The organism is Stenotrophomonas sp. ZAC14D2_NAIMI4_6 (assembly GCF_003086875.1).
In the GTDB taxonomy this organism is placed as follows: domain Bacteria; phylum Pseudomonadota; class Gammaproteobacteria; order Xanthomonadales; family Xanthomonadaceae; genus Stenotrophomonas.
In genome coordinates this window covers 1,239,387-1,255,819 of sequence record NZ_CP025996.1, presented here as the reverse complement: position 1 = coordinate 1,255,819, position 16,433 = coordinate 1,239,387, and the positions used below count along the sequence as shown (strand labels likewise).

Below are 16,433 nucleotides of genomic sequence, written 5' to 3'. Positions count from 1 at the left end.
ACGGACCAACGCAATTCCGTGCTGACCCAATGGCTGCACCACTACAACTGGCACCGTCCCCATATGGGGATCGGCGGCCAGCCACCTATCTCCAGAGTGCCGCTGAACAACGTAGTGGGTTTACACAACTAACAGTCGACTCTACCCAGCCGGAGCCCGTTGACCCAGCCGCCCCGTCGCACAGACAACAAAAAACCCGGCCGTAGCCGGGTTTTTCGCGCGGAACCCCCACAGCGCCGTTACGCGTTGCGGGCAGCTTCCAGCTCGTCTTCCTTCTGCCGATCGAAGAACGCCATGATGCGGCTCATGATCGGGAAGGTGCCTTCGCGGCCCAGTGCCGACACCAGGAACCACGGTTCCTTCCAGCCCAGCTCGGCCACGATCTGCTCGGCCGCAGCCTTCGCCTCGTCTTCGAACATCAGGTCAGCCTTGTTCAGCACCAGCCAGCGCGGCTTCTGCAGCAGCTCCGGGTCGTGCTTTTCCAGTTCGCGCTCGATGGCACGCACCTGCTCGACCGGGGAAATGCCTTCCACGCCGCCTTCCATCGGGGAAATATCCACCAGGTGCAGCAGCAGGCGGGTGCGCTGCAGGTGGCGCAGGAACTGCGCACCCAGGCCGGCACCGTCGGCCGCGCCTTCGATCAGGCCGGGAATGTCGGCGATCACGAAGCTGCGGTAGTTTTCCACCTTCACCACACCCAGGTTCGGGTACAGCGTGGTGAACGGGTAATCGGCCACCTTAGGCGTCGCCGCCGAAACGGCACGGATCAGGGTGCTCTTGCCAGCGTTGGGGAAGCCCAGCAGGCCCACGTCGGCCAGCAGCTTCAGCTCCAGCTTCAGGGTGCGCTCTTCGCCCGGCTCGCCCGGCAGCGCCTGGCGCGGCGAGCGGTTGGTCGAGCTCTTGAAGTGCATGTTGCCCAGGCCGCCGCGGCCGCCCTTGGCCACCAGCAGGCGGTCGCCGTGCTGGGTCAGGTCGCCGATGATTTCATCGGTGGCCACGTTGATGATCACGGTGCCGACCGGCACGGTGATGGTCAGGTCTTCGCCGCCCTTGCCGTAGGCCTGGCGGCCCATGCCGTTCTCGCCGCGCTGCGCCTTGAAGATGCGGTCATGGCGGAAGTCGACCAGGGTGTTCAGGTTTTCGTCGGCGCGGATGTACACGCTGCCGCCGGCACCGCCGTCGCCGCCGTCCGGGCCGCCGAGCGGAATGAACTTCTCGCGACGGAAGCCAATGCAGCCGTTGCCGCCGTTGCCGGCGAACACTTCGATTTCTGCTTCGTCTACCAGTTTCATTGTTTCGATGCCTGCGATGGGCGCGGCCTGCGTGCCGCCGCCTTGAATGTCGTGCCAGGTGCCACCTGGCAATCGGGCCGTGCCCGTTTTACCACTGATTCCAACGAAAAGCCCCGCCGAAGCGGGGCTCTTCATGCAGCGTGCTCTTCATCCGGCGCGGCCATGCCAGGGCATGGCCGGCGGATACAGCCTGATCAGGCTTCGACCGAGACGACGCTGACGGTGCGACGCTTCTTCGGGCCCTTCACCGAGAACTCCACCTTGCCGTCCGTCAGGGCGAACAGGGTGTGGTCACGGCCCAGGCCAACGCCGGTACCCGGGTGGAACTGGGTGCCGCGCTGACGCACGATGATGTTGCCGGCTTCGATGGCCTGGCCGCCAAAGATCTTGACGCCGAGGTACTTCGGGTTGGAGTCGCGACCGTTGCGCGAGGAGCCTACGCCCTTTTTATGTGCCATGACTGCTTCTCCTGATGCTTAGCCGGCGATGCCGGTGATCTCGATTTCGGTGTAGTACTGACGGTGACCCTGGCGCTTCATGTGGTGCTTGCGGCGACGGAACTTGATGATCCGGACCTTGTCAGCACGACCCTGGGACACGACCTTGGCGGTGACCGAAGCGCCGCTCAGGGCGTCGCCGATCTTGATACCGTCGCTGTCGCCCAGCAGCAGGATGTTGTCAAACTTGATCTCGCTGCCGACTTCGACTTCGAGCTTTTCAACGCGGAGCTTTTCGCCCTGCGCCACGCGGTATTGCTTACCGCCGGTGACCAGTACTGCGTACATGACCAGACTTCCTCTGTAGTTATTGTGGTCTATGGACTGCCGCCATCGAGGGCGGACAGGAGCGGAATTGTACGCAGATCAATGGGCGCCGGTCAAGTCAACCCCTGGGCGGGGCCTGCGGGGGGCCCGGAACGGGGTCAGGCGGTCTCACGGGGTGAGACGCAGGGGTGGCATTGTCGGCCATTGCCCCCATCTGGTCACCTCGGTAGGCTGATTGATTGCCGCCGCATTCGACCTGCCCCCACAACCGGATCCCCCATGGCGATGGATTTCATCCGCATCCGCGGTGCGCGGACGCACAACCTGAAGAACCTCGACCTCGACCTGCCCCGCGACAAGCTGATCGTGATCACCGGCCTGTCCGGCTCGGGCAAGTCCTCGCTGGCGTTCGATACGATCTATGCCGAAGGCCAGCGCCGCTACGTGGAATCGCTGTCGGCCTACGCCCGGCAGTTCCTGAGCGTGATGGAAAAGCCGGACCTGGACCATATCGAGGGTCTGTCCCCGGCCATTTCCATCGAGCAGAAGTCGACCTCGCACAACCCGCGTTCGACGGTCGGCACGATCACCGAAATCTACGACTACCTGCGCCTGCTGTACGCGCGGGTGGGCACCCCGCGCTGCCCCGACCACGGCTATCCGCTGGAAGCGCAGACGGTCAGCCAGATGGTGGACCAGGTGCTGACCCTGGACCCGGAACAGCGCTACATGCTGCTGGCCCCGGTCATCCGCGACCGCAAGGGCGAGCATGCGCAGGTGTTCGACCAGCTGCGCGCGCAGGGCTTCGTGCGCGTGCGGGTGGACGGTGAACTGTATGAAATCGACGCGGTGCCGCCGCTGGCGCTGCGCCAGAAGCACACCATCGAAGCGGTGATCGACCGTTTCCGCCCGCGCGAGGACATCAAGCAGCGCTTGGCCGAAAGCTTCGAAACCGCGCTGAAGCTGGGCGACGGCATGGCCTCGGTGCAGTCGCTGGACGCCGCCGACGCCACCCCCACCCTGTTCTCGTCCAAGTATTCCTGCCCGGTCTGCGATTACTCGCTGCCCGAGCTGGAACCGCGCCTGTTCTCGTTCAACGCCCCGATGGGCGCCTGCCCCGGCTGCGACGGCCTGGGCATGGCCGAATTCTTCGACCCGGCGCGCGTGGTGGTGCACCCGGAACTGTCGCTGGCCGCGGGCGCCGTGCGCGGCTGGGACCGCCGCAACGCGTACTACTTCCAGCTGATCGCCTCGCTGGCCAAACACTACAAGTTCGACGTGGATGCGGCCTGGAACTCGCTGTCGGCCAAGGTGCAGCAGGCCGTGCTGTTCGGCAGCGGCGATGAGGCCATCACCTTCACCTACTTCACCGAAGCTGGTGGCCGCACCCAGCGCAAGCACCGCTTCGAAGGCATCATCCCCAACCTGGAACGCCGCTACAAGGAAACCGAATCGGCGGCGGTGCAGGAAGAGCTGGGCAAGTACATCAGCGAACACGCCTGCCCCGAATGCAACGGTGCGCGCCTGAACAAGGCCGCGCGCAACGTGTTCGTGGCCGACCGCCCGCTGCCGGAACTGGTGGTGCTGCCGATCGATGAGGCGCTGAAGTTCTTCAGCGAACTGAGCCTGCCAGGCTGGCGCGGCGAGATCGCGGCCAAGATCGTCAAGGAGATCGGCGAGCGCCTGGGCTTCCTGGTCGACGTGGGCCTGGATTACCTGACCCTGGAACGCAAGGCCGACACCCTGTCCGGCGGCGAAGCACAGCGCATCCGCCTGGCCAGCCAGATCGGCGCCGGGCTGGTGGGCGTGATGTACGTGCTGGATGAACCGTCCATCGGCCTGCACCAGCGCGACAACGAGCGCCTGCTGGGCACCCTCACCCGCCTGCGCGACCTGGGCAACACGGTGATCGTGGTCGAGCACGATGAAGATGCGATCCGCCTGGCCGACTACGTGCTGGATATCGGCCCCGGCGCGGGCGTGCATGGCGGCGAGATCGTCGGCCAGGGCACCCTGCAGGACATCCTGGACGCACCGCGTTCACTGACCGGCCAGTACCTGTCGGGCAAGCGTGCAATCGAGATTCCGACACGCCGCCACGCGCCCAACCCGAAGACCACCCTGCACCTGCGCGGTGCCAGCGGTAACAACCTGAAGGGCGTGGACCTGGCCATTCCGGCCGGCCTGCTGACCTGCGTGACCGGTGTGTCCGGCTCGGGCAAGTCGACCCTGATCAACGACACCCTGTTCTCGCTGGCCGCCAACGAGATCAACGGCGCCTCGCATGCCGTGGCGCCGTACAAGGAAATCGAAGGCCTGGACCTGTTCGACAAGGTGGTGGACATCGACCAGTCGCCGATCGGCCGCACCCCGCGTTCGAACCCGGCCACCTACACCGGTCTGTTCACCCCCCTGCGCGAACTGTTCGCCCAGGTGCCCGAAGCACGTGCGCGCGGCTATTCGCCGGGCCGTTTCAGCTTCAACGTGCGCGGCGGTCGCTGCGAGGCGTGCCAGGGCGATGGCCTGATCAAGGTGGAAATGCACTTCCTGCCGGACGTGTACGTGCCCTGCGACGTCTGCCACGGCAAGCGCTACAACCGCGAAACGCTGGAGATCGTCTACAAGGGCTACAACATCAACGACGTGCTGGAAATGACCGTCGAAGATGCCTTGAAGCTGTTCGAGCCGGTGCCGTCGATCGCGCGCAAGCTGGAAACGCTGGTGGACGTGGGCCTGAGCTACATCAAGCTGGGCCAGAGCGCGACCACGCTGTCCGGCGGTGAAGCGCAGCGCGTGAAGCTGTCCAAGGAACTGTCGCGCCGCGATACCGGGCGCACCCTGTACATCCTGGACGAGCCGACCACCGGCCTGCACTTCCACGATATCGAAGCGCTGCTGGGCGTGCTGCACAAGCTGCGCGACGAAGGCAACACGGTGGTGGTGATCGAACACAACCTTGACGTGATCAAGACCGCCGACTGGATCGTCGATCTGGGTCCGGAAGGCGGCCACCGTGGCGGCACCATCCTGGTGACCGGCACGCCCGAAGACGTGGCGGCCTGCCCGCAGTCCTACACCGGCCACTTCCTGGAACGCATGCTGCCGTCCACCCGCGCACGGCCGCAGCAACCGGCGGCCGTGGCCAACAAGCCCGATGCGCGCCCGCCGCGCAAGGTGAAGCCCGAACCGCCGGCGAAGAAGGCCGCCGCAGCCAAGAGCAGCGGCAAGGCCAGCAAGACCGCCACTGCCAGCAAGAAGAAGAAGGACGCCTGATGAGCAGCGAACACAAGATCCTGGCCCGTATTCCGATCAGCGTGCGCTGGCGTGACATGGACAGCATGGGCCATGTGAACAACGCCAAGTACATTTCCTACCTGGAAGAAGCGCGCGTGCGCTGGATGCTGGGCGTGGACGGCGTGTCGATGACCGACCGCATCGCACCGGTGGTGGCCGCCACCAACGTGAACTACCGCCTGCCGATCGTGTGGCCCAACGACATCCTGGTGGAACTGTTCGTGGAGCGCCTGGGCAACAGCAGCGTGACCATCGGCCACCGCATCGTGGACCAGCAGGACGAATCGAAGCTGTATTCGGACGGCAACGTGGTGGTGGTGTGGATGGACACCCAGACCGGCAAGAGCGCCCCGCTGCCGGACGCGATCCGCAACGCTTCGAGCTGATCCGCTTCTGGTAGATGCCGACCTTGGTCGGCATTTCGCCCGCCGGGCATAGCCCGGCGCTACCGGATGCTGCCCACTGTCTGGCGCGCTCGACTCTACGCCCCCATTCTTTCGCCACTCCCAAAGGACTGACATGATCCATCACACGGAACTGAGCGACCTGCTGCCCGGCATGGTCCCCTTCCCCACCAGCGTGTTCCCAGCCGACCAAGCCTGGCTCGGCCAGCACCTGCTGCCGCTGCTGGAGATCGACCTGGGCGTGCTGCGCCCGGAACTGGCCGGCCAGGTGGCCACCATGCTCTGCCCGATCGAGCCGTATGACGGCTGTATCGGCGAGAGCACCGAAGAACACCACAACGCGTTCACCGGTACCAACTGGATCGCCTTCGAACTGACCGCCGACAGCCAGATGCGTTTCCTCGGCAACGAAGGCTATTTCATCGGTGACCAGGTGCAGGACACGCACGCGCAGGAACACATCGCGCAGATGCGCGAGAGCTATGCCAAGGCGCGCGATTACCATGCCGCCAACGGCCGCCTCGCCTGCTATTCGCGCTTTGGCAAGGGCGAAGCCAGCGAGCGGGACTACCTGGATTCGCTGGGCGGCCCGATCGGTTTCGGCAACTGGACCGAGACCGCAGAAATCCCCGCCGCCTTCGCGCTGGACTTCACCGAAGCGGCCGATGACCCGGATGCGCCGGAGGATGCGGAAACGGTGATCATCACCCGCGATGGCCACAAATTCTTCGCCGTGGCCGAGGTAGCCGGCTACAACTGGTGCGCCACCGGCGCCGATGCCATTGTGATGATGTACGAGCCGGTGAGCCGCACGGTGTTGTTCTCGTACGACTGGTCGTAAGCCGACCGCGCAACGCGCGCCGGGCACGACCCGGCGCCGCCGCATGCGTCGACCGTGCTCGACTGCTGCCTTTCGTAGAGTCGAGCTTGCTCGACTGCTGCCCTTCGTAGAGTCGAGCTTGCTCGACTGCTCTTGCTTGAAGCAGTCGAGCAAGCTCGACGCTACGGTTGATGGCAGTCGAGCAAGCTCGAATCTACGGTTCACGGCAGTCGAGCAAGCTCGACTCTACCTACTGTTCCAAGGCCTGAGATGATCCACCACACCGACCTGCACGACCTGCTGCCCGGCCTGGTGCCGTTCCCCGCTGAGGTGTTCGCCAGCGAACAACCATGGCTGGCCGAACACCTGCTGCCGCTGCTGCAGATCGACCTGGGCGTGCTGCGCCCGGAACTGGCTGGCCAGACCGCCACCCTGCTGTGCCCGATCGAGCCGTATGAAGGCTGCATCGGCGACGACACCGTCGCGCACCACAATGCGTTCACTGGCATCAACTGGATCGCCTTCGAGCTGACCGCGGACAACCGCATGCGCTTCCTGGGCGCGCCGGGCTATTTCCTGGGCGAGGCGGTGGAGTCGGAAGAAGCCCGCGCGCATAGCGTTGAAATGCGTGAGAGCCATGCCAAGGCGCATGCGTATTTCCTGCAGCATGGGCGCCTGGCCAGCTGCTCGCGCTACGGCAACGGCGAGTTGGACGAACAGGCATGGCTGCAGCAGCTGGGCGGCCCGATCTGGTTCGGCAACTGGTCTGACTACGCGCCGCTGCCGGCGGCGTTCCAGCTGCAGGATCTGGCCGGCTACCGGCAACGCGGCAGCCTGCGTTTCCGCAATGACAGCAGCCACCTGGCCGACGACGGCCTGCGACTGACCCGCGACGGCCATGCGTTCTTCCACGTGGCCACCGTGCCGGCAAGCAACTGGTGCGCCGCCGGCGCCGATGCGATCGTGATGTTCTACGAACCGGAAAGCCGCACGGTGTTGTTCACGTTCGATTGGTCGTAAGCGGGTCGCTCGCCGGGCATGGCCCGGCGCTACCGGGTGCCTCGATCGTGTCGCGTGCCACGGGATACCGCCTTTCGTAGAGTCGAGCTTGCTCGACTGCTCTTGCGTGAAGCAGTCGAGCAAGCTCGACTCTACGGTTCACGGCAGTCGAACAAGCTCGACTCTACGGTTCATGGCAATCGAGCAAGCTCGACGCTACGGCAGCACGTCCGTAGTCCGGCGGCGCGGCATCAACGCCGGGCGCTTACCCGCCTTTCTTGCGCACGGTCAGCGTGGCGCTGGCTTCGCGCCCGCCTTCCAGCTGCAGCTGCAGCGGCACGGCCTGCCCTTCCTTCAGCGCGCCCTTGCCCTGCATCAGCATCAGGTGCAGGCCACCGGGCTTGAGTTCGGCGCGCGCACCGGGGGCCAACGGCAGGCGCTCGATCGCGCGCATGCGGCTGACGCCATCGACAATCGTGGTTTCGTGCAGCGACACATCGGCAAACAGCGCGCTGCCAGCACCGGTGATCACCACCGGCGTGGCACAGCCGTTGTGGATCACCCCATAACCGGCGGTCATGGCCATGGCCGGCGTAGGCGGCAGCCGCGCCCAGCCTTGCTCGAGCGTCACGCAGTCGGCCGCCGATGCTGCGCCCGCACACAGCCACAACAATACGCCAACGAATGGTTTGGTTATCATCGCCTCAGATTCCTGTCCGCAACGAGACCGCAGCATGACGACGCTCATCGAGGTGATCAACCATGGCCCCATCCGCGAACTGCGCCTGGCGCGGCCGCCGGTCAATGCGCTGGACACCGACCTGTGCCGGCAGTTGATCCACGCCATCGAACAGGCCATGGCCGAAGACGCGCACGGCATCGTGCTGTCGGGCAGCGAGCGCATCTTCACCGGCGGCATGGACGTGCCGCACCTGCTGTCCCATGGCGATGACAAGCACAAGCTGCTGGACAGCTGGAACGCATTCTTCGGTGCGGTGCGCACGCTGGCCGAAAGCCGCATTCCGGTGGTGGCGGCCATTACCGGGCATGCCCCGGCCGGTGGCTGCGTGCTGGCCCTGTGCTGCGATTACCGGGTGATGGCGCGCAGTACCGATCCGGCCCGCCCCTACGCCATTGGCCTGAACGAGGTGCAGGTGGGACTGGTGGCGCCGGAAGGCATCCAGCGCCTGCTGCGCCGCGCCGTGGGCCTGCACCGTTCGGCCATGCTGTTGAGCACCGGCGCGCTGGTGCCGGCCGAACAGGCGCTGCAGATCGGCCTGGTGGATGAGCTGGCCGACGGTGATCTGGTGGTGCCCCGCGCCATCGCCTGGCTGCAGCACCTGCTGAAGCAGCCGCGCCAGCCGATGCTGCTGACCCGCGCCATTGCCCGGGCCGAGCTGCACGAGGCCCTGCACCCGGACCTGATCCAGCTGGACCGCTTCGTGGAAGCCTGGTTTGCGGCGGATGCGCAGAACGCGCTGCAGGCGCTGGTGGCCCGGCTGGGCAAGTAGCGTCGAGCTTGCTCGACTGCGTGCCCTGGGGTCAGAGCCCTTTCGGAAGGCGAAAGGGATCTGACCCCTGTTCGACTGGGTGGCCCCGGGGTGAGAGCCCTTTCGCGGGGCGAAAGGGATCTGACCCCTGACCGGTATAATCGGGCCCTTCTTCACTGCTGTGGCCGCCCCCTTGAACGACACGCCCGAACCCGTCGTCTCCGAGCTGATCGACCTGCTCACCCTGGAGCGGCTGGAGGACAACCTGTTCCGCGGCCAGAGCCGCGACATCGGCACCAAGTACGTGTTCGGTGGGCAGGTGCTGGGCCAGGCGCTGGCTGCGGCCCAGGCCACGGTGGACAACGGCCGCCACGTGCATTCGCTGCACGCCTACTTCCTGCGCGCCGGCAACATCGACCACCCCATCGTCTACGACGTGGACCGCACCCGCGATGGCGGCAGCTTCTCGGTGCGCCGGGTCACGGCCATCCAGCATGGCAAGGTGATCTTCTTCTGCGCGGCCTCGTTCCAGCAGGCCGAACAGGGTGCCGAGCACCAGCACAAGATGCCCGAAGTGCCGCAGCCGGAAGACATCGAACCGAACCGCCCGCTGCCGCCGGAAGTACTGGCGCGGCTGCCGATCAAGGTGCAGCGCTGGCTCTCGCGCGGCGGCCCGTTCGAGTTCCGCCATGTGTACCCGCGCGATGAACTGAACCCGCCCAAGCGCCCGCCCTACCACCAGGTGTGGCTGCGCCTGAGCGAACCGGTGGGCGATGCGCCGGAACTGCACCAGGCCCTGCTGGCCTATGCCTCCGATTTCCACCTGCTGGGCACGGCCACCTTCCCGCACGGCATCAGCTACTACCACCCGCATGTGCAGATGGCCTCGCTGGACCATGCCATCTGGTTCCACCGCCCGTTCCGCGCCGATGACTGGCTGCTGTATTCGCTGGACAGCCCCAGTGCGCAGGATTCGCGCGGGCTGGCGCGCGGCCAGTTCTTCACCCGCGATGGCGTGCTGGTGGCCAGCACCGCACAGGAAGGCCTGATCCGCGTGGTGCCCGACCAGGCCGCCGTTGCTGCCGTGCCGGCCAAGGAGTAAGACGATGCGTCAGATTTTCAGCAGCCAGCGCGTGGAAACCGTGGAAGGCGTGGCCGAGCTGCTGCGCAGCCACGGCATTGAAGTGAAGGTGACCAACGGCCGGTCGTACAAGACCCGCCGCCGTGGCCAGTTCAGCTATACCGACCTGGGCAATGCCCAGGCCTACCCCGCTGTGTGGATCGTGCGCGCCGACGACCAGCCGCGTGCGCGCGACATCCTGCGCGAGGCACGCCTGCTCGACACCACCCGCCGCGACCATCCCACCGCCGAATTCGCCTTCCGCGACGCACCGCAGGAAGGCGGCAGCGGCCGTGGCTGGGCCTGGCGCATCCGCATCGGCCTGCTGGTGGTGATTGCCGCTGTGGCCCTGGTGATCGGCCTGCGCCACCGTGGCGCGCCCGCCCCGGCCACCCCGGCTGCCCCGCAGGCCCAGCCGCAGCCGGCACCGCAGGCCGCGCCGGAAGAGGAAGAAGTGCGGGTCCGCATCCAGCCCTCCAGCTAGGCAAGGCAACGCCGGGCCCTGCCCAGCATGATCGGGCCAGGTCCGGTCACACTTCGCGCGCGGCGGCGTCTTGGGACACAATCCCTGCAGGAGCCGCCGCCATGACGACGTTTGCCGCATCGATCGACCAGACCCTGGAACGCGAGCTGCCCGCCGCTGCCGGCGGCTGCCAGCACGCCTATGGCCGCATCGTGCTGGCCTGCCAGAACACCATCACCGCCATCGCCCTGGCCATCACCCGCGACCGCCAGGCCAGCGAGGACATCGCCCAGGAAGCGTTCGTGAAGGGCTGGCAGCAGCTGCACCAGCTGCGCAGCAGCACCAGTTTCCTGCCGTGGCTGCGGCAGATCACCCGCAACCTGGCCCGCGACTGGCTGCGCTCGCAGCGCGGCCGGCCGCTCACCGGCGAAGCCGCCGAAGTGGCACTGGGCATGGCCGCCGACCCGACCCCGGGCGCGCCCGACCGGCTGCAGCGGCTGGAAGAAGAGATCGCCGCTGAAGACATCATTTCCGCCCTGCCCAGCGACAGCCGCGAAGTGCTGCTGCTGTACTACCGCGAAGGGCAACGCTCGCAGCAGGTGGCCGATCTGCTGGGGCTGAGCGATGCGGCCGTGCGCAAGCGCCTGTCGCGCGCACGCGGCCAGGTGCGCGACGGCCTGCTGCAGCGTTTCGGCGAATTCGCCCGCAGCAGCGCGCCCAGTGCGGCGTTCGCCACGGCCGTGGTGTCGATGGTGCTGGTGGCCGCCCCCGGTACCGCCAGCGCGGCGATCCTGCTGAGCGCCGGCGTCGGCATGGGTGGCAGCAAGCTGGGCCTGGGCGGGGCCAGCGTGGCCGGCGGCACCGCCATGGGCTCGGTCACCGCCGCGCTGGGCTACCTGCACATGATTCCGGCCAGCACCTGGGGCGCCTTCGCCGGTGGCGTGGCCGGTGGCGTGATCGGCAGCTACCTGGGCGGTCGTTTCCTGCTGTCCTACGCCAAGACCGATGCCGAGCGCGCGCAGGTCTGGCGCTTCGTGCGCATGAACACCTGGACCGCCATGGCCTGCTGCCTGTCGGTGCTGGCGGTGGTGCTGCTGCAGACCCCGACCTGGGTGCATCTGCTGGTGCTGGTGCTCGGCCTGAGCCTGGTGAACTACCAGTGCCTGGGGCCGCTGCAGCGGATCATGGCGCCACTGATCGCGCGCGATTCGGCGCGGCGTGGGCGCACCGGCACCAACTGGGTGTATGAATCGATGTACGGGCGCACCGGCGTCATCGCCATGAACATCATGGTGCTGGGCGTGGTGCTGTATGCGGTGGCCCATACCGGCGGCCGCTAGGCCCGCAACGCACGACGCCGGCAGTACGCCGGCGTCGTGGTCGATCAGGACGCGGTGACTCAGCGCTGCGGCTTCGGCGGCATGCCGTCACGCGGGCCACCCGGGCGCGGACCACCGTGCATCGGGCCCTTGGCCGCATCGAATTCGGCCTTGCTCAGCTGGCCATCCTTGTTGGTATCGGCCGCGGCGAACCAGGCGTCACGATGCTGCTTCATGCGCAGCTCGCGGTCGGCCTTGTCCAGGTAGCCATCCTTGTTGACGTCCATCGGGTCGAAGCGCGCGGCCAGGCGCGGATCGGCCTTGGCTTCCTCGCGGCTGATGCGGCCATCCTTGTTCACGTCCAGCTTGGCCATCCAGGCATCGGGGCCGCCGTGGCCACCGCGACGCCCGTGCTTCCAGCGCGGCAGTTCGTCGCGCGACAGCTTGCCGTCCTTGTTCTTGTCCAGCTCGTCGAACTTCGCCGCCAGGCGCGGGTTGGCCGCCGCTTCGCTGCGGTCGATCACGCCGTCGCCGTTGGTGTCCAGCTTCACCGGGCGCGGTGCCGGCGGGGCCGGGGTGTCGGCGGCCAGCGCGATACCGGTGGCGGAGGTGCCCAGCAGCAGGGCCAGCAACAGGGGGGTACGGATCATCGGGTCACTCCTGGTAGGGGTTGCGTCGGGGTGATCAGTTCACCCTCGGGGGACAACAACGCCTGTACGCGGCATCGGTTGACGCGTCGGCCGGTTCCGTTCATCCGGCGGACAGTCGCGGCCGATGCGACACACTGGGGCTATGCTGTGCCCATGGCGATACACGGCGACAGAGACGACGAACTGCGGCTGTTCCAGACCGGCGAGCACCCGTGTGGGTACTGGCCAGACCGGGTGGCGCGCGATCTGGTGCTCGATCCGCAGGACCGCCGCCTGGGCGGGCTGTACCCGCTGGCGCTGAGCTGGGGCTTCCGCCGCAGTGGCGATCTGGTCTACCGCCCGCACTGCGCCCAGTGCCACGCCTGCGTGGCCGTGCGCATTCCGGTGGCCCGCTTCGCCGCCGACCGCAGCCAACGCCGCTGCGCGGCGCGCAATGCCGATCTGGAAGTGCGCATCACCGCGGCCATGCCGCGCCAGGACCTGTTCGATCTGTACCACCGCTACCTGGTACACCGGCATGCCAATGGCGGTATGGATGACCATGGCCCGCACGAGTTCGAGCAGTTCCTGATCGGCACCTGGTCGCATACCCGCTTCATGGAAATGCGCCTGCCCGGCCACGACGGCCAGCCCAGCCAGCTGCTGGGCGTGGCGGTGACCGATGTGACCGAGCACGGGCTGTCGGCGGTCTACACCTTCTTCGACCCGGCCCATGCCGCGCGCGGGCTGGGCACCTTCGCCATCCTGCAGCAGATTGAATGGGCCCGCCGCGAAGGCCTGCCGCATGTGTACCTGGGCTACTGGATACGCGAGCACCAGAAGATGGACTACAAGCGCCGGTTCCGCCCGCTGGAGGCCTACGACGGCCGCCGCTGGCACGATTTCGACAAGGAACTGGACGGCCGCTGACAAACCGCTGACACCGGGCCGGGTGCACAATACGGCCCATGAACATGACCCGCCGCCATCCCCTGATCCTCGCCCTGGCCCTGCTCTGCGGCGCCAGCGCCCCCGCCTTCGCCAAGCCCCCCGCGATGACCGAAACGCCGTCTGCAACGCTGCGCCTGGCCACCTACAACACCTCGCTGTATTCGGACGATGCCGGCGGCCTGATCAAGGAACTGGAAGGCGACAGCGAACACGCCCGCAAGATCGCCGCCGTGCTGCAGCAGGTGCGGCCGGACCTGGTGCTGCTGAACGAATTCGACTTCGACGATGCGCACCGCGCCGCCGATCTGTTCCAGCAGCGCTACCTGGAAGTGGCCCAGCCCGACGGCGGCAAGCCGCTGCACTTCGCCTACCGCTACCTGGCCCCGGTCAACACCGGCGTGCCCAGCGGCCTGGACCTGGACGGCAATGGCACGGTGGGCGGCGAAGGCCGCAGCCGCGGCAACGATGCCTGGGGCTACGGCCTGCACCCGGGCCAGTACGGCATGCTGGTGCTGTCGCGCTACCCGATCGACGAGGCCAAGGTGCGCAGCTTCCAGCTGCTGAAGTGGAGCACGATGCCCGGCGCGATCCGTCCGGTCGACCCGCGCACCGGCAAGAGCTTCTACAGCGATGCGGTGTGGTCGCAGCTGCGCCTGTCTTCGAAGTCGCATTGGGATGTGCCGGTGCAGACCCCGGCCGGCGTGGTGCATGCGCTGGTTTCGCACCCGACCCCGCCGGTGTTCGACGGCCCGGAAAAGCGCAATGCCGCGCGCAACCACGACGAACTGCGGCTGTGGCAGGAGTACCTGTCGGCTGGCGACAAGCCCTGGCTGTGCGATGACCAGGGCAAGTGCGGCGGTCTGGCCCAGGACGCGCGCTTTGTGATCTTCGGCGATCTGAACAACGACCCGGTCGATGGCGATGGCCGCCACGATGCCATCGTCAACCTGATCGAGAACCCGCGCGTATTGCGCTACCCCACCCCGCGCAGCGTGGGTGCCGAACAGACCAGCCTGGCCTATGCGGCCAAGGGCATCGTGCGCAAGGGCGCACCGTTCCACGCCACCGGCGATTTCGGCCCGAAGTCGGGCACCATGCGCCTGGACTATGTGCTGCCTTCCACCGGTTTCCAATACGTGGGCAGCGGCGTGTTCTGGCCGGCCAATGAAAGCCCCGAAGCGAAGATTGCCGACGGCAGCGACCACCACCTGGTGTGGGTGGACGTGAAGTAACCCCGGTAGCGCCGGGCCATGCCCGGCGGCCTTTTCGGTTCGCATCGCGCCGCGTGGGAAGCCGCCGGGCATGGCCCGGCGCTACCGGCTGCCGAAGCCCTTTGCTAGAGTCGCCAAAGACCCAGGCAAGGACTGCTGATGTTGAAGAAGAACCTGCTGATCATCGCTGGCGTTGCGGTGGTGATCGCACTGCTGTTCGTCACCAGGCAAGGCAAGGCGCTGGACTTCCTGCCCATGGTGCTGATCGGCCTGCTGCCGGCAGCGGTGGCCTGCTGGAAGGGCTATGCCGACCGCTTCGGCACGTGGTGGATGTATGGCTCGGTGCTGTGGCCGGTGGCCATGATCCACGTAACCGTGCTGCCGTGGCGTCGACGCTGACGGCAGCACGCTGCAAGCCGCCGGGCATGGCCCGGCGCTACCTTCTTACGGGCGCAGTTCCACGCCGATGGCTTCGGCGGCATCGCGCGCGATGGCACGTGCTTCATCAATGCTTTCCGCACGCGCCAGGGTCACGCCCACGCGGCGATGGCCATGCACGCTGGGCTTGCCGAACAGGCGCACGGCGGTATCGGGCACCTGCAGCGCGGCGGCCACGTTGTTGAAGTACGGCACGCCTTCGCCATGGGCCAGCAGCGCGCACGAGGCCGACGGGCCGCTCTGGCGGATGACCGGAATCGGCAGGCCCAGGATCGCGCGCGCATGCAGCGCGAACTCACTCAGTTCCTGCGATACCAGGGTGACCAGACCGGTATCGTGCGGGCGCGGCGACACTTCGCTGAACCACACCTCGTCACCCTTCACGAACAGCTCCACGCCGAACAGGCCCCAGCCGCCCAGATCGTCGGTGATCGCGCGCGAGATCTCCTCGGCACGCGCCAGGGCCTTGTCCGTCATCGGCTGCGGCTGCCAGCTTTCGCGGTAGTCACCGTCCTTCTGCAGGTGGCCGATCGGCGCGCAGAACGAGGTGCCGCCGGCGTGGCGCACGGTCAGCAGGGTGATCTCGTAATCGAAGTCGATGAAGCCTTCGACGATGCAGCGGCCGGCACCGGCACGGCCGCCGGTCTGCGCATAGTCCCAGGCCGGGGCGATGTCGGCCTCGCTGCGCAGGGTGCTCTGGCCCTTGCCCGAAGAGGACATGACCGGCTTGACCACGCACGGCAGGCCGATGGCGGCCACGGCGGCGCGGTATTCGGCTTCAGTATCCACGAAGCGGTACGGCGAGGTCGGCAGGCTCAGGGTTTCGGCGGCCAGGCGGCGGATGCCTTCGCGGTCCATGGTCAGGCGCGCGGCGCGCGCGGTCGGAATCACCCGCAGGCCCTGCTCCTGTTCCAGCTGCACCAGGGTTTCGGTGTGGATCGCCTCGATTTCCGGCACCACCAGGTGCGGCTGTTCCTGGGCGATCAGCGCGCGCAGGGCCATGGCGTCGAGCATGTCGATCACGTGCGAACGGTGCGCCACCTGCATGGCCGGCGCGTCGGCATAGCGGTCGGCGGCAATCACTTCCACGCCCAGGCGCTGCAGTTCAATGGCCACTTCCTTGCCAAGTTCGCCCGAGCCCAGCAGCAGCACACGGGTGGCGGAGGGAGACAGCGGGGTTCCAAGCTTGGCCATGGGGGTTCCAGCAGCGATGTGAAGGCGGGTGGGCATTCTAGCCGG

At 67.1% G+C, this 16,433-nt stretch carries 18 protein-coding genes; 12 read left to right on the top strand and 6 right to left on the bottom strand.

Annotation, left to right across the window (positions count from 1 at the left end; translation table 11 throughout):
- Positions 1-132: integrase core domain-containing protein (locus tag C1933_RS20330; protein ID WP_234414710.1), on the top strand; the 132-nt coding region annotated here is incomplete at its 5' end.
- Between the two features lie 107 nt (positions 133-239).
- Here C1933_RS20330 and cgtA read toward each other — a convergent pair.
- The 3 genes from cgtA to rplU all read right to left on the bottom strand — a co-directional run bounded on the left by cgtA (position 240) and on the right by rplU (position 2,077).
- Positions 240-1,292, bottom strand: coding sequence for an Obg family GTPase CgtA (gene cgtA / locus C1933_RS05755; RefSeq protein ID WP_108751495.1), 1,053 nt, complete (start codon positions 1,290-1,292; stop codon positions 240-242).
- Between the two features lie 194 nt (positions 1,293-1,486).
- The gene (gene rpmA, locus C1933_RS05750; RefSeq protein ID WP_049467623.1) at positions 1,487-1,750 is read right to left on the bottom strand and encodes a 50S ribosomal protein L27; all 264 of its coding nucleotides are present in this window, start codon (positions 1,748-1,750) and stop codon (positions 1,487-1,489) included.
- A gap of 18 nt (positions 1,751-1,768) precedes the next feature.
- Entirely contained in the window at positions 1,769-2,077 is a 309-nt protein-coding gene (rplU, locus tag C1933_RS05745) for a 50S ribosomal protein L21 (RefSeq protein WP_108748943.1), read from the bottom strand.
- Between the two features lie 258 nt (positions 2,078-2,335).
- Between rplU and uvrA the strand changes: the two genes are divergently transcribed.
- From uvrA to C1933_RS05725, 4 genes are all read left to right on the top strand, one after another.
- A complete protein-coding gene (uvrA, locus tag C1933_RS05740) occupies positions 2,336-5,329 on the top strand; it encodes an excinuclease ABC subunit UvrA (RefSeq protein WP_108752487.1) in 2,994 nt (997 codons plus the stop codon).
- Complete coding sequence (locus C1933_RS05735) at positions 5,329-5,736, top strand: thioesterase family protein (RefSeq protein WP_108752486.1); 408 nt, start codon at positions 5,329-5,331, stop codon at positions 5,734-5,736. Before uvrA ends, C1933_RS05735 begins: the two co-directional genes overlap by 1 nt.
- A 133-nt stretch (positions 5,737-5,869) precedes the next feature.
- Complete coding sequence (locus C1933_RS05730) at positions 5,870-6,595, top strand: enolase (protein WP_108752485.1); 726 nt, start codon at positions 5,870-5,872, stop codon at positions 6,593-6,595.
- 249 nt (positions 6,596-6,844) lie between these two features.
- Positions 6,845-7,594, top strand: coding sequence for an enolase (locus tag C1933_RS05725; protein ID WP_108752484.1), 750 nt, complete (start codon positions 6,845-6,847; stop codon positions 7,592-7,594).
- Positions 7,595-7,838: 244 nt separating this feature from the next.
- On the opposite strand, the gene C1933_RS05720 is transcribed toward C1933_RS05725, so the two are convergent.
- Positions 7,839-8,273 (bottom strand): copper chaperone PCu(A)C, encoded by a 435-nt coding sequence (locus tag C1933_RS05720; RefSeq protein ID WP_108752483.1) that lies wholly within the window; start codon positions 8,271-8,273, stop codon positions 7,839-7,841.
- 34 nt (positions 8,274-8,307) lie between these two features.
- Between C1933_RS05720 and C1933_RS05715 the strand changes: the two genes are divergently transcribed.
- From C1933_RS05715 to C1933_RS05700, 4 genes are all read left to right on the top strand, one after another.
- Positions 8,308-9,084, top strand: a complete 777-nt coding sequence (locus C1933_RS05715) for an enoyl-CoA hydratase/isomerase family protein (RefSeq protein ID WP_108752482.1) — start codon at positions 8,308-8,310, stop codon at positions 9,082-9,084.
- Positions 9,085-9,256: 172 nt separating this feature from the next.
- Entirely contained in the window at positions 9,257-10,165 is a 909-nt protein-coding gene (tesB, locus tag C1933_RS05710; protein WP_108748936.1) for an acyl-CoA thioesterase II, read from the top strand.
- Positions 10,166-10,169: 4 nt separating this feature from the next.
- Entirely contained in the window at positions 10,170-10,667 is a 498-nt protein-coding gene (locus C1933_RS05705; RefSeq protein ID WP_108752481.1) for a pathogenicity-like protein, read from the top strand.
- Between the two features lie 101 nt (positions 10,668-10,768).
- Positions 10,769-11,986 (top strand): sigma-70 family RNA polymerase sigma factor, encoded by a 1,218-nt coding sequence (locus C1933_RS05700; protein WP_108752480.1) that lies wholly within the window; start codon positions 10,769-10,771, stop codon positions 11,984-11,986.
- A 59-nt stretch (positions 11,987-12,045) separates the two neighbouring features.
- Here the strand turns inward: C1933_RS05700 and C1933_RS05695 are convergent, their stop codons facing one another.
- On the bottom strand, positions 12,046-12,615 hold the full coding sequence (locus C1933_RS05695) for an EF-hand domain-containing protein (RefSeq protein ID WP_108752479.1): 570 nt from the start codon (positions 12,613-12,615) through the stop codon (positions 12,046-12,048).
- 153 nt (positions 12,616-12,768) lie between these two features.
- On the opposite strand from C1933_RS05695, the gene C1933_RS05690 reads away from it, so the two are divergent.
- From C1933_RS05690 to C1933_RS05680, 3 genes are all read left to right on the top strand, one after another.
- Positions 12,769-13,524: an arginyltransferase gene (locus tag C1933_RS05690; protein ID WP_108752478.1), complete on the top strand. Its 756-nt coding sequence runs from the start codon at positions 12,769-12,771 to the stop codon at positions 13,522-13,524.
- 38 nt (positions 13,525-13,562) lie between these two features.
- On the top strand, positions 13,563-14,777 hold the full coding sequence (locus C1933_RS05685) for an endonuclease/exonuclease/phosphatase family protein (protein WP_108752477.1): 1,215 nt from the start codon (positions 13,563-13,565) through the stop codon (positions 14,775-14,777).
- Between the two features lie 138 nt (positions 14,778-14,915).
- Positions 14,916-15,155, top strand: coding sequence for a hypothetical protein (locus tag C1933_RS05680; RefSeq protein ID WP_108752476.1), 240 nt, complete (start codon positions 14,916-14,918; stop codon positions 15,153-15,155).
- Positions 15,156-15,200: 45 nt separating this feature from the next.
- Here C1933_RS05680 and purT read toward each other — a convergent pair whose 3' ends face one another.
- Positions 15,201-16,388, bottom strand: a complete 1,188-nt coding sequence (gene purT / locus C1933_RS05675) for a formate-dependent phosphoribosylglycinamide formyltransferase (protein ID WP_108752475.1) — start codon at positions 16,386-16,388, stop codon at positions 15,201-15,203.
- Between the last annotated feature and the right edge of the window lie 45 nt (positions 16,389-16,433).